At 60.5% G+C, this 17,106-nt stretch carries 11 protein-coding genes; 7 read left to right on the top strand and 4 right to left on the bottom strand.

Annotated features, from left to right (window positions below; all coding sequences use genetic code 11):
• Window positions 1-222: 222 nt before the first annotated feature.
• The 4 genes from BV106_RS23765 to BV106_RS23750 form a co-directional block, all read right to left on the bottom strand.
• Entirely contained in the window at window positions 223-2,838 is a 2,616-nt protein-coding gene (locus BV106_RS23765; RefSeq protein WP_038168979.1) for a discoidin domain-containing protein, read from the bottom strand.
• 50 nt (window positions 2,839-2,888) lie between these two features.
• On the bottom strand, window positions 2,889-6,236 hold the full coding sequence (locus BV106_RS23760; RefSeq protein ID WP_038168961.1) for an autotransporter-associated beta strand repeat-containing protein: 3,348 nt from the start codon (window positions 6,234-6,236) through the stop codon (window positions 2,889-2,891).
• 85 nt (window positions 6,237-6,321) lie between these two features.
• Window positions 6,322-6,948, bottom strand: a complete 627-nt coding sequence (locus tag BV106_RS23755; RefSeq protein WP_038168959.1) for a response regulator transcription factor — start codon at window positions 6,946-6,948, stop codon at window positions 6,322-6,324.
• A gap of 28 nt (window positions 6,949-6,976) precedes the next feature.
• Entirely contained in the window at window positions 6,977-9,970 is a 2,994-nt protein-coding gene (locus BV106_RS23750; protein ID WP_038168957.1) for a triple tyrosine motif-containing protein, read from the bottom strand.
• A gap of 83 nt (window positions 9,971-10,053) precedes the next feature.
• On the opposite strand from BV106_RS23750, the gene BV106_RS23745 reads away from it, so the two are divergent.
• From BV106_RS23745 to BV106_RS23715, 7 genes are all read left to right on the top strand, one after another.
• A complete protein-coding gene (locus BV106_RS23745) occupies window positions 10,054-10,239 on the top strand; it encodes a hypothetical protein (RefSeq protein ID WP_038168956.1) in 186 nt (61 codons plus the stop codon).
• A gap of 288 nt (window positions 10,240-10,527) precedes the next feature.
• Window positions 10,528-11,595 (top strand): hypothetical protein, encoded by a 1,068-nt coding sequence (locus BV106_RS23740; protein WP_265596018.1) that lies wholly within the window; start codon window positions 10,528-10,530, stop codon window positions 11,593-11,595.
• A 50-nt stretch (window positions 11,596-11,645) separates the two neighbouring features.
• Entirely contained in the window at window positions 11,646-12,140 is a 495-nt protein-coding gene (locus BV106_RS23735; RefSeq protein ID WP_265596017.1) for a type III secretion system chaperone, read from the top strand.
• 170 nt (window positions 12,141-12,310) lie between these two features.
• Window positions 12,311-12,775: a hypothetical protein gene (locus tag BV106_RS23730; RefSeq protein WP_265596016.1), complete on the top strand. Its 465-nt coding sequence runs from the start codon at window positions 12,311-12,313 to the stop codon at window positions 12,773-12,775.
• A 219-nt stretch (window positions 12,776-12,994) separates the two neighbouring features.
• Window positions 12,995-13,663: a hypothetical protein gene (locus BV106_RS23725; protein WP_265596015.1), complete on the top strand. Its 669-nt coding sequence runs from the start codon at window positions 12,995-12,997 to the stop codon at window positions 13,661-13,663.
• Window positions 13,664-14,145: 482 nt separating this feature from the next.
• On the top strand, window positions 14,146-14,712 hold the full coding sequence (locus tag BV106_RS23720; protein WP_038168946.1) for a hypothetical protein: 567 nt from the start codon (window positions 14,146-14,148) through the stop codon (window positions 14,710-14,712).
• 165 nt (window positions 14,713-14,877) lie between these two features.
• Entirely contained in the window at window positions 14,878-16,833 is a 1,956-nt protein-coding gene (locus BV106_RS23715) for a hypothetical protein (protein ID WP_038168944.1), read from the top strand.
• Window positions 16,834-17,106 lie beyond the last annotated feature (273 nt).

Here is a 17,106-nt window from a genome sequence, read left to right as displayed (position 1 = left end):
CACATCATCATATGCCTGGAAATTTGTGTCTCCTCACGTCGTCAACTACAAGGTCGCTGGGTGGTTGACATTCAAAGAGCAGTGGGTGGGTTGCCTTGGCGTGACACATTGGAATGCACTCGCCCGCGCCACGAGAGCTTTGGGGGGCGCACACCCACCTCCAAAGCATCAGGGCCTTCCAAGCTCACTTGGAAGGCCCTGACGTGATTCGATTCTAGATTCCTATTTTGCTCCAACGGCAGCCGTAGTGGCCGCGGGCTTCAACACGCGGAGCTCATGCACGCTCCAGAAGTTCCCCTTGGCGGAGCCGGTCTGGGTGATCTTCACGAACTTGGTCTTCACGGGTTTCTCAAACACAAGCTCCGTCACGGCCCCGGAGGGCTGGCCTGTGAGCAGAGGCTTGGACCACTCCGTGCCGTTGCTGGACACCACCACCGTGTAACCGCGGGGGAAGTCGTTGGCAGAACGGGTGTTGTCCAGTTCCACGCCCGCCACCTCGGTCTCGGCTGGCAGCTCAATGGTCAGCCACTCACCACCCGCCTGGAACTTGTTGGTGCTCCAGCGGCTGCCAGGATCATTGTCCAGAGCCTTGGAGAGGGCGCTGTCATTCAAGCTTGAAGTGAGCTTCCATTCCTTCGAGTTCGTCATCGGCTGGGGCAATCCGGCTCGCAGTTCTTCAATGGTCCAAGCGACCACCCGATCCTTGTTCGTGGTGCGTAGCTTCTTCACCTCATCCTTCGTGACCAGGGCACCCTGATTGCCAAAGGCCTTGCGCACATAGCTGGCCACATCGGCAATCCACTCGTCGCTGTTGCTGCCCAGCGGCACCATTTGCGATTCATACGTCTTGCCTTCGATCGGGCCTGCCAGACCGTGCAGGAGCACCTTCACCAGGAAGTCGCTCTGGAGCACCGTCTTGGAGCCAGCCAGCGGAGGGGCCATGGTCACCCCTTCGCGGCCCGGCATGGGCATGCCTTTGCCGTCAAAGCCGTGGCAGGCAAAGCAGATGGTACGAAAAGCCTCTTGCCCTTTCTCCAGGCGCTTCTTGTCATTCTGGCTGAAGTTGCCCGCCAGTTTGGGAGCCTCCACCAGGAGCTGCGCGCCGATCTCCTTCACGCCCAGAGACGGGCTCATGAAGATGGTGGTCTGGGAGTCCTTTTTCCAGTCCGGCCAGTTGAGCAGCTTGCCGGTCATGAGCGACTGCAGCACCACGGTGGGAGAGCTGTCCTGACGCAGGGACTTGATCTGGGCAATGAGGGCCTCGTTGCCCTGCTTCAGCAGCGTCTCCGCCACACGGATGGCCGCCGCACGGACCTGGGCGTCTTCGTCCTTGAGCTTCTCCGTCACCAGTTCAGGAGTCAACGCATTGAGGCCTTCCAGGGTCCACAGAGCATGGATGCGGGCCAGGGGGTTCTCATGCTTCTGCGTCATGGCCACCAGGGCGGGCACCACCGACTTGTCACCCTTCACAATCAGCATGCGCTGGGCGGTGTCGCGCCACCAGCCGTTCGGGTGGGCGAGGTGCGCCATCCACTGGGCCGGCGTTTCCTCCAGCATGCGCGGCTGGGGTCCGGGCTTGAAGTCCTTGTGCGTGAGACGCCAGATGCGGCCTTTGCCGATGTTATTCTCAAATCCGTTTTCAATGACCTTGCCACGCAGGTAGCTGCCTTCCTTCACCCAGTTGCCTTCCTGGATGATGCCGCGATACATGTCCACGATGTAGAGGCAGCCATCCGGCCCCGTGGTCATGTTGAGCGGGCGGAAGTTCAGGTCCCGGCTCCGGAGGAACTCGGACTGACCATGCGGATTCGCCACCGTGGTGACCCCGTCCTTCACCTCCACCGTGGCACGGCGGATGAGGCGGCCCACGGGTTCAGGAAGAAACACGTTGCCATAAAGCTCCTTCGGCAGGCGGTCGCCGCGATAGACGGTCTGGCCTGCACAGCCAGTGAAGTGGTTCAGCGTGCCGTCCTCAGGCCGTGCCCGGTTCGGACCACCCTGAAAGTCATAAGCACCGACGAGGGGCCAGACGGTGTCAAAGTCCGCCGACTTCTGGCTGCTGACGTTGATGGCGGCGTAGAGGATGTGGGTCTGGTAGTTCCAGAGACCCTTTTCACCACCGGCGTTGGACCACCACATCTTGCCGTAGTCATCCTGGGCCACGCCCCACTGGCCACCGTTGGCCGCCGTGTTCTCCTTGCCTGCCGCCACTCCCGCGCCGTTCCAGCGCAAGCGGTAGCTGTTGTAGGTGGTGTAGATCCAGTTGTCCTGACCCCAGACCAGGCCGCTCGGCTGGTGCTCGAGGTTGCCACCGCGCGGGCCGCCTTCATACCAGAGGGCCTGCTCATCCGCCTTGCCATCGCCGTCCTTGTCCTTGTGCAGCGTGATGTCGTTCGTGTTCGTCACGCCCACGAGCACCCGGTCATCCAGCGGCAGCACCATGCGGGGCAGCAGCAGGTTGTCCAGATAGACGGAGTGCTTGTCATACACGCCATCGCCCTTGCTGCTCTCATGCCGGGTGATGCGGCTCTTCGGCGTCAGTTCATTGGTGCCATCGATGTCCTGCATGTACGTGTTCATCTCCGCGACGTACATGCGACCGTTCCCGTCGAAGACACACAGCACGGGCTCCGTCACCTGGGGTTCGCTCAGCACGAGCTCCAGCTTGTAGCCATCGGGCAGCTCAATGGTCTTGAGCTCCTCCTCCGGGGAGAGCATCGGCGACTGCTTGATCAGCTGGGCTGGAGCAGGCACCGGGGCAGCCGGAGGACTGTCAGCAGCCGTGATGACTGCCGCCGGTAGCAGCAGAGAGGTGAGGAGGGCGGAAGTGCGTTTCATGGAAGGAAGCGGCATCAATGCGGAAACAATACGGACAAACCAAGGCGAAATTACCGACGGCGGCGACGCATGAAGCCGGCCATCGCAGCGAACAGCAGCAGCACCGCCCTGCCGGGCTCCGGCACAGCGGTGACCTGAGCATACAGACCCGTGCTGTCCTTGAACAGGCTCCAGGCATAGCCGGAGTCGCCGAGCGCGGGCAGGGAGGAGGTATCAAGCGAGAAGTCGCCCGTGACCGTCGAGCCCGTCCAGTCGATCAGCTTCCAAGTATCGCCCAGCGCCCAGCCGAGGCTGTTCGCGGTGGGATTCGCGAGTTGGATCGTACCCGCGAGCTGAATGGTCGATGGGCTGGAGATGAAGAGGATGTCGTTCTCATCCAGGCTCGTATCCGCCCCGGCGATGCTGGAGAACAGATCGAACTGGAACAGGGTGCCGCTGGTGAAGGAGAAAGTGCCGGTACCGGTCGTGGTCATCGAGAAATCCTCTGCCACCGTCGCCGTCACTCCGCCGTGGCTCTGCCCCACCACCAGGAAGCTCCCGGCACCCAGGCTGATATGGGCCGTGCTGCCACCCGTGATGCTGCCGCCACCGCCAAGCTTGGCCCCAGCCGCCACGGAGACGCTGCCACTGCCCGTGCCGGACCCTGCGGCGTTGTTCACCAGGAGCATGCCTTCCGTCACCGTCGTACCGCCGCTGTAGGTGCTGGCCCCGCCGCTGAAGGTTTGGGTGCCGCTGCCTTTCTTCGTCACGCTACCGGCTCCCGTCAGGTTGCCAGAGTAGCTGGCATCCCGGTTGTTGTTGCCCACGGTCAATGCGACCGCCTGGGGAGTCCCGGCGTTGTTGGCCAGGGCCAGGGCCGTCGCACCGCTCAAGCCGCCAAAGGTGAAGGCATTGGAAACAACCGTGGAGTCAAAGACGATGGCACCCGCGCCCGTGGCCACTGTGCTGTTCTGCACCGCGAGGCTGTTGCTCAGGCGGAGTGTGCCGGCATTCACCCGGGTGTCGCCGGTGTACGTGTTGGTGCCGGAGAGCACCAGGGTGCCAGTGCCGGATTTCGTGATGCCGCCGTCCGGGGTCGCGCCCAGGGTGGAGTCGTGGTTGATGCCAGCGCTGATGGTGAGCAGGTTGGTGGCAGTGGTCTCGATGGTGCCGCCGCCCGCCTTCACAATGATCTGGCCAGCCGTCCCGCCCAGGGTGTTGTTTCCTGCCAGCGATCCGTTGTTCGCGGCCGCCTGGAGGGTGCCGCCGTTGAAGTAGAGCACGCTGCCTGTATCGATGGAGTGGGCGCTGCCGGCCGTGAAACGGAGGATGCCCGCATTCAGGTGGTGCGTCGCCGTGCCGATCGCGTTGCTGCCCCCGTTGGCACCCAGGACATAGGTGCCGGCAAAGAAGGTGCCGCCATCCTGGTTGATGGTGACCGCTGCGCCGGCCTGCTTGGAGATGAACGCGCGACCTGCGCCGACCGTGCCGTTGTCCTGGATGTTGATCACGAGCTGGTTGTTCGCCGAAGTGATCATGTTCCAGTCACCGGTGTTGGAGAGCGTGCCGTTGCCACGCACGGTGATCACAGCCGCCGTGCCGGTGCCGCCGGTCATGTTCCACCCAGGGTTGTTGGAGGCGTAGTTTCCTGTGACATCCAGCGTGCCTGCGGAGAGGTTGAAGCCCATGTTCGAATTCGCCGCCAGGCTGCCGGTGAGACGCAGGATGCCGTTACCGGTTTTGCTGATGGTCGCGGCCGAGGTGTTGTCACCCACGACGTTTGGATTGGCGCTCATCACGCCGGAGAGCGTGGCGTTGAACCCGTTGGTATTGTAGGTCAGCGTCTGGGCCGGGTTGATATGGATGTTCCTGGCGCTGGCCACATCCGCCACGTTGGACCGCAGGGTGATGTTGCCCAGCACCGTCATGGTCGCAGTGGCAGAGTTGCTGCCCATAGCATTGGCGTGGTACAGATCCACGGTGCCGCCCTGCAGGTAGATGGCACCGGTGAAGGTGTTGTCGCCGCCCAGTCCCACGGTGTTGTTGCCGTATTTCTCAAGGCCCACCGCACCGCCATTGTCCGTAATCACGGAGTTGATGCGGACGTTGTTCCCGCTGTTGCCATAGATCCAGAGATTGCTACCGCCCTGGGCCCGCAGCGTGCCGCCCGTGATGACCTGCGTGCCGCTGACGGCGCTGAGGATGCCGCCGGACTGCACCGTGGTGTCGCCGGAGAGGGTGAGGATGGTGTTGGCACCGGTGGAAAAGCGGATGCTCTGCGTGTCCCCACCCAGGGTGGAGGCAGTGGTGATGTTGGAATTGACTCCTGAACCGAAGACGTTGTTCTGGTAGGAGGTCGTCGCCCCCACCTGGCCGGACTTCGCGGATACAAAGTCAAGACCATTGTACACCGCGCCAGTGAGAATGTCGTTGGCAGCCCCCAAGACGCTGGAGGTCACCGTGCTGCCGCCCGCTGCGGTTGGCGCATTGGTGAAGCTCACGGTCGTGTTGTTGCCAAAGCTGAGAAAAGCGCCCGCCTCGCGCACATAGCCCGCGCCGCCTGCCGTGCCGGCGAATACCACCGCGGCTCCCGCACCGGTGGAGTTGAGCGTGTGCACCCCGGCCTTCAGCGTGAGCCCGGTGAAAGTCTGCGTGTTGACTCCTGAACTTGCCGCCGTCTGGGTGAAGGTGGCAGAGCCGTTGGTCCCGCCCAGCACCAGGCCGATGGCGGGATTGATGCGGTTGGTCGCGGCGGTGTTGTCGCCGTTCACAAACGTGCCGCTGTTCACCGTGAGGCCGGACACATTGGCCAGCGTGCCCGCCCCCGTGAGGGTGAGCGTGCCGCTGCGCACTGTAACCGTGCCAGACAGGCTGCTGACCGCGCTGATGGTCAGGTTGTTGGAGGTGATGAGATTGCCCGCGCCGTTGATGGCCAGCGTGTTCGCGCCATTGGCCACCGCACCAGCAATCGTGAGCGTCCTGCCTGATGCGAGCTCCCAGGACTGGCTGCCGCTGAGCGTGAGTGCCGGGCCGAGGATGAGGTCTTGCGTCGCCGTGGTGAGATCGATGCCCACTCCCGAAATGCCTGCCAGCGTGATGGTGTTGCCGCCGCCGATGTTCACCGTCGCGCCGGGATCCACGATCTTGATCTGCCCAAACGTCACGTTGCCGCCGGTGTTGACCGTGGCGTTTCCAGCGGCCACGGCGTTGGTCCACTGGGCGATGTCTGCCGCCGTGGGAACCACACCGCCCGTCCAGGAGCCAGTGTTGTTGAGCCCGGTGGTGTTGTTCGCCTTGTTGATGGTCGCGCCGAAGCCCACAGCAGGCAGGGACAGCAGGGCGCCGACGAGCAAACCGACCGCACGGGAGGGGCGGAAAGACAGGTGTTGGAACAGGTGGCAGGGGAACGAGGCTTCCATGGACGGGAAACCTATGGAAACCCGTGGTCTACCACCATAGACCATTCGGTCTGAAATGGCCCCGAATGCCCGCCCGAGGCCGCTCTCAGTGCCCCAAAAACTTCACCACCGCCTCCGTGCGGGACTGCACATGGAGCTTGCCGTAGATGGAGTGCAGGTGCCCGTGCACCGTGCTGGAACTGATGCCCAACTGGTGGGCGATCTGCTTGTACGGGAGCCCCTTGGAGAGCAGGGCCAGGATCTCCTGCTCACGCCGCGTCAGCGTCTCCACCTCGCTGGAGGGGTGGGGGATCTGGTGAAAGTGGGAGACGACCATGCGGGCGATCTGCATGGACATGGGGGCACCCCCGCGCTGCACCTCGTGAATGGCGGGAATCATCTCCACCGGAGCACTCCGCTTTAGCAGGTAGCCACTGGCGCCCGCCCGCAGCGAGTCAAAGATCTGCTGCGAGTCATCATACGTGGTGAGCATGACGATCAGCAGGGCCGGGTGGGCCCGCTTGAGCAGGGCCGTGCACTCAATGCCGTTGCGCCCTGGGAGATTGATGTCCATGAGCACCACATCGGGCAGGGAGCGGGGGATCTCGCGCAGCGCCTCCTCCGCACTGGGATGCGCGCCCACACAGACCATCTCAGGATCGTGTTCCAGGATCTTGCGGAACCCTTCACGGGTGGCGCGATCATCTTCAACAAGGGCGACGCGGGTGGGCATGTGAGGTGATTGGGACGGGAAACGACCACTAATCGCTGACACCCTGGGGCCATGGCAACTGCAAAATGACCCGGGTGCCTTCACCCGGCGTGCTCTGGATCTGGCAGGTGCCGTGAAGTTCGCGGATGCGCTCCTTGATGTTGATCAGCCCGTCGGCACCAGCTTGTGAGGTTGCTGCCTCGAACCCACGCCCGTTGTCGGCGATCTCCAGGTCCAGCCCCTGGCCGGCCAGTTTCACGCTCAGCTCCACCCGGGAGGCCCCGGCATGTTTCACGATGTTGGTGAGCGTCTCCTTCACCGCCAGGAAGAGGTGGTGCCGGTACTCTGCCGAGACTGCACGATCAGGCACCTCATCGGGCAGGGAGAGCTCGCACTCCAGCCCTCCCGCACTCAGGAAATCCACCGCATGCTGCCCCATGTAGTCCACCAGACTGCGCAGGGTGTCATTGCGTGGATTCACCGCCCAGACGATCTCATCCAGCGAGGTGACCGCACGGCGCGCGATCGCCGCCATCTCGGCGATGTGCCCGGGTGATGCCTCGGGGGGATCAAGCTGGGCAAGCTGGCTGGTGATGGCGATCTGCGTGAGGCTGGCCCCCAGTTCATCATGCATGTCCCTCGCGATGCGAGTGCGCTCCCGGTCCAGGGCGGCCTGCCGCTCCACCTCCGCCATGCGGTTGCGCCAGCGCCGGTTGATGATGCTTCGGGCAATCCACGCCACGCCCACGATGGCGGCTACGAGACAGGAGAGACGGAACCAGACGGTCTGCCAGAAGAACGGGCGCACCGTGATGGCGATGGAGGCCCCGGTCTCATTCCACCGGCCGCTGTCATTGGCCGCGATCACCGTGAAGGTGTAGCTGCCAGCCGCCAGGCGGGAGTAGATGGCGTGGCGCTCGCGGCTGTTCTCCGTCCACTCGGTGTCCAGCCCACGCATCTTGTAGCGCACGCGGACATTCTGCGGGGAGCGGAAGCTCATGGCCGCATACTCCACCTCCAGGCTGTGGTGATTGGGCGGGAGGGTGAAGCTTTTCGCCCCATTCATCTCCAGCGGCTTCCCATCCAGCTTCACGGCATCGATCGTCACCGGCGGCGGGACGGGATTGTCAGCGGCAGCATCCGGGTGCACCAGGGCGGTGCCCGTGCGCATGTTGAACCAAAGGGTGCCGCTCTGGTCTTGCAGCGTATTGGGCCAGTAGCCGCGTCCCGACTGCAGACTCGCCAGCCCCTCATCCCGTCCAACCTTGGCCACATGGAGCGGCGTGACCCGACCGTCCGCGGCCGCGTCCAGCTCGGCCAGAGGCACGCGGAAGATGCCCTGCGCACTGCCACCCCACAGGCGGCCTTGCCCATCCAGCACCAGGTGCGAGATGCCGTTGAAGTCCAGCCCCTGCTCCAGCCCCACCAGGGTGAAGCGCCCGTCTTTGTGGCGCACCAAGCCCTCACTGGCGCGGCCGATCCATAGGGCTCCGTCCGGGGTGGCCAGCAGTCCGCGCACCGCGGCATCGCCGAAGTCGTCGGGCGTGCGGTCTTGCAGATCCCGATCCTTCACCGCGAGCAGTTGCCCCTCACTCGTGCCCGCCCACACCACACCCGCGGCATCTTGCACCAGGGTCTGGATGTAGGCATCGGCCAGGTTCGAGGAATACTTCCGCCACGATCCGCCGCGGTACTGCCAGAGATCCGCATTGATCGCCGTCCAGAGGCTGCCCTCGGCGTCCATGAGCATGGCCCGGATGTTCCCCCAGGGCGCGGGGATGGGGAAGGGCACCGCCTTGAAGCCCCCCTCCGGCGTGGAGTGGAAGACGCCTTCATCCTTGGTCCCCACCCAGATGGTGCCGTCCTGCCCAGCCACCACCGTGCGGGCCTCTGCCGCCGTCCATCCCGACTCCGCCCCCAGTCGCCGCCACTTGCCGGACTCCCGCTTCAGGAGATAACCATTCGTACCCGTCAGCCAGATGTTCCCCTGGGCGTCCTGTGCGGTCGTGCACATCGCCTCCGCCACCAGCGGGCCCGCATCGGCCAGCGCCTCCAGCACGCGGGGGCGCACCCGCCACAGGCCCGCCTCACTCGCCCCCAGCCAGAGATTGCCCTCCAGGTCATCGGTCACCGCCGTTATTTCATGCAACGCCGACCCCGCCCGCATCAGTTTGCCGTCTTCCAGGTGGTAAACGTTGCCATCATAGAGGCAGGCCCAGAGACGTCCGGAGCGATCCTCAAACAGGCGCGTGATGGAGGTCTGCTCGGCGAATTCAGGCACGATGCCGATCTTGACCGGTACCGGCGTGTCCGCCCCCGGGTGCACGCGGAAGACATTGAGCCCCGCTGCCAGCCAGAGCCCGCCATCCGCCGCCGCACAGATGGCGGTGGAGCGTCGCCAGTTGGGGGTGACGCTCAAGCTGGCCGCGTGGACAAACACACCGTCCGACTCCCGGTAGCTGAGCAGGGCCTCTCCCGCCACCGCCCAGAAACGCCCGGCCCGATCGACGGTGAACTTGGCCACTGCATTTGCGGGCAACCCCTGCGCGGCGCCCAGGAAATGGACCTTGCCCTCCCGGATCTCCACCACCTCGCCCTCGGAGTAGCTCACCCAGAGAGAGCCGCCCGGGCCCTCGCAGAGGTGGAGCGGGTACGAGTTGGGCTGGTGCGGGGGATGGTAGGCCTGGGAGGGGCCGTGGGGGGCATGACGCACGATCCGGCCCTGCCCGGTGGCCAGCCACAGGCTGCCGTCCTTGCCAGGCAGCATGGCCCGCACGAGGGAGCTCTTGTTGTTGCGGGGCTCCAGCGTGGTCTGGTTTAGGTGCAGCCCGTCGAACCGTACCAGCCCGCCGTAGGTGGCCACGAGCAGGCTGCCATCTGGCATCTGCCGCACATCGCTCACGTTGTTGTCCGGCAGCCCGTCCTCGATCTTCCAGTTCTGGAAGGCCCAGCTCCCGCTGCCCGCCTGGCCATGGCACGGCGCACCCCAGACCAGGAGGAAGCCCGCCAGGAGGCCGAGAACGAGGTTGAACCGGGAAATCATGCAGAAGGGAAAGGGGAGATGAACAGGCACCAAGCCGGGAGAGTCCAGGCTCGCAATTGAAGAATATGCAGCTACGTTTCAGGATGAGGCTACATCAAGGTCAAGTTTGGAAACAAGGGGAGCGCTACATCCGGATCGTGCACCTGGAGCGTCTTTCCGTGGAGTACAAGGACATGGGCGACCTGGAGACCAAAACGGGCAAGCACCTTCAAGCGACCAAAAAAGAGTTCTGCCGTCTGATCAAAGGAGCTGAGCTGCTGCCGTCCTAAGAACCTGTTTGACGACCGTCTTTGCGGGAGGAGTGGGGTGGGGTGAAAGTCTGGGAGCCCTCTTCAGAGAGCGGGCCGCTCCTGGAGTTCTATGAAACGCCCTTCAGGGGGGGCAACCCTCCGCTACGCGAGGCGGCGTAGCTCTTTGGGATGACGCCAAAAAGGCGATGGGGTGGACAAAAGGAAACTTTTCTGTAACCTCCATGTGCTCAGGGCGAGAGTCTGGGTGAGGACGTTTTTTACGAAACACCCGCCAGATCCTCCCAGCCTGAGTCCACTTCATCGTCCATGGATGCCACCTCCGTCCGAACCCATTCCCCGTCCATCAGTTCGGGAGAGGTAGGAGCGCCCCAGACCACCCCGAGGTCTTCCGTCGGCGAACGCAGGATGACCGTGGTGGACAACCTGGAAGAGCGTCAGGACCAGCTCCAGCAGGTCACCCAAGGGACAACCGACAAGGCACGCGGCTGGCGGGCCCGCCGCTGGGGACAGGAGAAGGCGGAGCTGACCGCCGGAGTTACCGCCGGGGGCGTTGGCTTCACGAAGTTCCTCAATGGCTCGGCCAATGCCTTCAAGCTGGGCATGGAGACCGGGGCCAAGGTTGGCACGGCTCTGGGCGGGGTGGGCGTTGGCTTTGCCGCGGTGGACGTTGGGGTCGCCGTCGTCGCCTACCGGAAGGCCAGCAAGTTTGGCAGCGTGTGGGGACAGACCTCCTCCACCGGAGATCACGGCCGGGCCCAGGATCTGCAGGGCAAGCTGAAGGAGTATCGCGGCAAGGATGCCTCCAAGATTCAGGACGCCCCGCCGGATGTGCGCTTTGCCCTGGACCCCAAAGGCGTGGATGGCCAGGGTCGCTCTCACCTGAGCAAGCTGTCCCCGCAGCAGCAGAAGGATCAACTCACCCGCATCGCCCGCTACGCGGAGGCCAAGTGCGATCGCAAGATGGCCCGCAAGACCCTCGAGGGCACGCTGAGCACCGTCGCCATGGGCTTCGGTGTCGCCGCGCTGGCCACGGCCGCCTTCCCGCCGCTGAGCGCGGCCTTGGGTGCCGTTTCGCTCGCCTTTGGCATTGCCAGGGGCGTGTGCACCATTGCCAAGTGGGTCAACGGCCTAGCCAAACGGGCCTCCGGCACCCTGGGGCAAGCGCGCGAGCAGAACGCCAAGGCCCTGTACGAACTCGCCACCAGCCGCGACAGCGACCCCGGTGTCCGCGCCCAGGCCCGTGAGACTCTCACCAAACTGGGGGTGGACATGACCAAGGTCCCCGATCCCGACAAGCCACCTGAGTCAGAGGGGCCCAAGTCCAGCCACCGCGATGACGTGGTGCTTTCCATCATGCTGGCCATGAAGTCCTGATGCTGGGCATTCGTTGCTACGTTTACCGACCGATTGATCGATTGATTTCCATGAACCACGACGAGATCTTCCGCAACCTCCTCACCGAATACGGGACCGTCATTCAGGTCGCGGGCCTGGAGCCCACCCTCGAGGGATTCTGCGCCATCACGGTGGACGACGACCTCACCGTCCAGTTCCAACTCGATGTCGAGACCGGCATGCTCGCCTTCGTCATTGAGCTCGGCACCGTGGCCGAGGAGCACCGCGCGAAGACGGCCACCTTCATGCTCGCCGCCAACGTTCTCTGGATGGGCACCGGCGGCGCCACCCTCGGCATGGACTTCGAAGGCCGCGTCATGCTGTGTTACAGCGAACCCGTGCAACACTTGGTCCTGGAGCGCTTTTCCAAGATCATCGACAACCTCATCAACGTCGCCGAAGACTGGGAGGAGAACCTCGTCGCCCTGCGCCTGGATGAAGTGGGTCCCGAAACCCTCGCTCAAGAATGGGGCAACCGGGGAGACGAGGGCCTGCCGGGACTGGGGTGGGGGATGCGGGTTTGAGGGGGAATCACCTCAACCACACGCGGGCTCAGCCAACCGCCCTGCCATTGCCATCGCCGCGGGAAGCTGTTTGTAGTACAAACTTTAGTTTGCTCAGGTTTCGCCTCAAACACTATGAAGTTCGTAAAGGCGATCCAGGACTCTCCATTGAACACGAAAACCCCGATCGAATGAAAAGCGTTCAAAAATCCAATCGAGGGAGCCACCAGGCAGCGTGTGGGAAACCACTTCATTTAGTTCTGATTGCTGCGCTATCCCTGACGCTCACAGGGAATCCCGCCTTGGCAGAGACAGCCGAAGTCAAGAAACCTCAAATGGGCTTCAAATCCGCGGCTTCCAACGAAGAACGCAGAGCCGTCTTTGGTTTCACGAAGCTCATTCTCGATGACCTTTCGGATACTGGCTTCAAAGTCGGAGCAAATGCAGGCGAAAACTCCATCTGGCTCTACATCTACGGCGTCAATGATAGCGCCATCTGGCCCAAGGTCGCAGAACGACTTGCTGAAGAGAAGAAGAAACAAGGTTGGAGGACGATCTACATCCAGTTCTTTGAAAAAGAAGTCTGGGAAGATCTCGGCAACGGCAATTCCAGGCGGGGTGAGGAACGCTTGTTGAAAGCCTTCTTGTTGGAATAGCATTCGCCATCTGAGAATCAGATCCGGCCCTCAAACGAGCCAAAGGCCCAGATGTTGCCATCGCCATGGGAAGCTGTTTGTAGTACAAACTTTAGTTTGCTCAGTCGAACTGGAATTGCGCGAACTGAGGCCACTGGCGAATTATCGCTGACTCTCTAGTGTACAAAGCATGCCCAAAGTGAGCCTCTTATTTCGTGCCACTCAAACAACTTCCCCCTCATGCGACGCAGATTGACCTTCCTTCTCGGGGCTGCCATCACCCTGATGGTCGTGATCGTTGCGTATCGCAGCGTTCGAAGACCCGCGGCAGTCCCGCAAACAGACAAGGACAACACCTGTTACCTTCGCATTGCCGCGCAGGATCTGCCCCTCCCCATCAAGTCCTACATCACAGCAACCTCCGATGGCACCTCGGAGCGACATGAGCCGGACCTGGCAGGAGAGTTTGCCCGGGTCAAATGGACGGACGCCGTGAGAGGCCTCCACATCGACCTCGGCAACATCGGCATATTCATCGATCACAAGCAGTTAGCCTTGCTCAGACAGTGTTCGTTGACCATCAACCTGCGCGCCAAGCCATCAACTACCACCGTGGTGGTTCCCCGGCCCATCTCGGAGCGATGGCTCCGTGTTTCCCTCAAGGAACCAGCTTCTAGAATGGATCGACTTTCCAGTTGGCACTACGGCGAGGACTCGAAAAAGAACAAACTCTTCGATGTGTCCACCTCGCAGACGGACTGGCAAAACATCATCTTCCCGGAACGCGCAACGATTGGCTTGTCCTATCCGTCCGTCGAACTCTCCATCTCCAAAAACCTGGCGGCCAACTATGCTGGCATGGATGTTGATGTGTCCATTGAAAGAGTAGAAGGGGCAGGTCGGCGGTAGAGTGGAAAGCTGTTTGTAGCACAAACTTTAGTTTACTCAGTCGCACTCGGTTCGCGGGTACTGAGGCCTACTCATGTCCCTACTACGAACAAGGCCTCACTAACCCTGACAAGAATAGAGGCCTTTGAACCTCTCGCGGGTGTGTTGATCAAGGGTTATTGGATCTGAAATGGTTTCAAGGCACCGACTCGTCGCCTTCTCTGTTCTCCATTTGCGAGCAATCGTCCCTGCCTGTTCACATCGCTTGGCACAACTCTCACCTGGTGGCATCCCGACTTCAGATCCCCGATGGCACCTGTGAACCTGTCAAAAATTGTCTGCAACGCCATCGAATATCTTGCATTTCAAAACAACAGTTTTACTAGGTTGTCGCACGGAACAAACCGCTCGCGCGGCAAATCCTATTTCCGAACGCCACCTATCATCAAATAAAGATGACTCGCAAGAGTCTCATTACTAGAACTTACGCCGTAAATTAACCCATGAGCGCCCCCCTTCCCCTAGAACTCGTCACCCGAATCTCCGCGCTGGACATCGAACCCTTGACAAAGAATCATCTGCTCCAGAGTCTACATGTCCTGCCAGATCCCGCTTCCGCAAGAGAGATAACAATCGCGGAGACCATTAAGCTCCACCAAGACGCAGCTGGAGACATAGTCAAAGGCTCCAGCAGGCGTATTGGAAACGTCCGCTTTCACTTGAGAGAGTTTCTATTCTCCGCAGCAAGGACAGCGTCCGGAGCAATTGCCAGCGGTGAAGTAATCATTCCTTTAGTGGTCGCTGCGTTGGCGTTCCTAAATGATGTGATCAAGCAAGCTACCGTCGATCTCGGCGCCGAGGATGCCCGAATCGTGTACACCATATGGACGCTGATTGAGGACCGCAAAGTACCCACTATTTCTACACTGGCGGCGACACTAGGCCCGGAAACTTCTGAGCTAAAGGTGACCGCCCGCTTGCAGCACCTTATTGAGCTCGGCTGCGTAAAGATGGCAGCGGGCGAAATCGGGCTCAATGACCGAATCGTCATACGCTCGGAGTCTGCTTAGGCGATTAGATCAAAAATTCCGCTGAAAAACCGGCAGCGCTGCATTTTCGACTTCACACTTTAAAGGTCGTCAAAAAAATATGCCCCTCTCATATAGAGGAAGTTTCACAATCACTGTTCTGATAGTGATGGTGCCCGACAGCAACTTTCGATTATTGCCCCCTGCATGCTCCTCCACAGCACAACCTATTCGGCCTATGTCGACATGGCGGACGGCTATTCATTTCTTCCCTTTGTCGAACCGCAAATCACAGTCCGCGGCGCAAAGTGGACGCGAGAAGAGATTTCCGTAATCCTTCACGAGTTTACTCACCAGTTCGCTTTAAAAGGCCCGTTCGGCTATCTTTGCGCTTATCAGCAAGCTATGCGCGCTCAGGTTCGCGACCTGGCCAAGACTGAAGCAGACGGGTGGGCGGACTTGAACCCATCACTGGGGAAGGTCAATGATTTTCGCACTGTTTTGTCACGCCTAAGCAGCGACGACTTGGCAAACTGCACTGACCTCTTCACCGTCTTTCGATATTGGCTTGAGGGCATTGCGATGTTCACCCAACTAGATTTTCAGGTTTCACAGCAGCACAATACTAGTTCGGCCATCTTCCATCTCCTCCAGGAACTCTGGAACTGTGACCTATATCGCTACGCTGACGAAACACCGATTCCCACGGACCTACCGGAATTGGAGGGCGTGTTGACGCGAATCGGACCACGCCTAGCCAGCCAAGCAGATATAGCAAAACTAGTGCAGGACGTGATACGAACACAATTCGACGGATTGCGCCGCCTGTTCCTAACCTGCCCAGATCCTATCCATGCGCCCTACTTTGTTGGGTATATTATGGTGCGGCGAATCCAGCGCCTACTGGCTGAGAAGGACGCGCGCTTGGCCGATCCCGAAATGTTCTATATCTTCATCAACGCTTATCTGTTCTTTGATGCCACACTGCTCGATCTTTGTCGAACACTGCCTCGAGCCGATTACCAGGATCTACTGAGCAAGCACTTGAGTGAACGAGTCCAACTGCTTATTGATGTTCAGGGTGAGCATTTAAGCAAGACCGTGGATGCCATTTGCAACCATGAACGGGCAGAGATTAATTTCGCTCACTTGGACGTAGCCGCCTCACTCAGGACTGGCTGCCTCACAAGTTGGATATCAACACCTCTGCACGACATCTACAGTTCAGCGGTCAAAGATGCACTCCGTAAGAGGTGCGAAAGTGGGAACATCGTGCTTTGCAAGCTTCTGCTCAGCAATGTGGCCAATTTTGAGCAGCATCAAGCGGATTCTAGCGTAAATTTATTAAACACCCTTAGTTTAGCCATGAAGTATTTCAAACTTCACCACGGCTTTATTGGGGTACTAGGTTGCAAAGTCGATGACGACAAATCGTACCTAACCTGGCAACAATTAGACCGCTCAAGCGCAGGGTTTGGAGAACCCCTGCCGCGCTCGACTGGCATGGAGCTGCGGAAGATCATTCATGAGCGCTCATTCGAAGTCGAACCGGACAAGGGACTTTCACCATCCCTTTCCGCCGCTTTCAAAAAGGATGGGTGGTATGGCACTCACCGTGAAATGATGCAATTAGGCCGAGAGGGGAAGCTGCTAGCTCTAGAGTACTTTGAGGCCTACTCCCTCCTTAGCAACCGACGATTCAACATACGTTTTTGCGACTCTTTTTACTACGTGGCAACTCACTCTCAGATGCCACTAAGTCCTGACGAATTGGGAGCGCTCGAAACGGCCAGGGGATACCTTAGCCCGAGACACTACTATGAAAGAATCATCCTACCTGCTGAGCTCACACAACAACATGCTAGTGAGGACCCTGGATTCGTTACCCGAGTAGCAATAAGCTGCTGGCGACAGCTTTTTCCGGAAGCCAGAGAGACAAACACAAGTATTTGGAGGCTAGCCGAGCAAAAATTGGGGCTTATTTGTATGCAGCCAGAAGATCGCGAACTGATCGATGCATTGTGCGATGGACCCACAACTCCCGCCACTAATGATCATCTTGCAGCTGCGGAACGCCTCAATAGGCGCTGGCATCACTTCACCGGCGAGATGCTAGTAGAGCTCACCAAGCCGGACGCATCTCATCTCACATTTAAGCTCTAATTTGATTAACCCCTAGTTCCAACACATTCAAGTTGCATGCCCTGCAGCATTTAATGAATCATACATTGAGTCTCCAGCGGTAAAATGATCAAAGGAGAGAGCCTCGCACAATACATCGATCAACAGACAATACTTAGGCAGGTCCGCTAGTAAGTGTGCACATCCCCAACAAATCCCGAGAGATCACAGGATGCATCCAGCGCATGAGACCTTGACGACATCGTGAGGATATTGACCGAAGCCATAAAAGTCCTCAATACCAATGAGTCGGAT

This window comes from Verrucomicrobium sp. BvORR106 (assembly GCF_000739655.1).
In the GTDB taxonomy this organism is placed as follows: domain Bacteria; phylum Verrucomicrobiota; class Verrucomicrobiia; order Verrucomicrobiales; family Verrucomicrobiaceae; genus Verrucomicrobium.
This window is presented reverse-complemented; position numbering and strand designations above follow the sequence as displayed.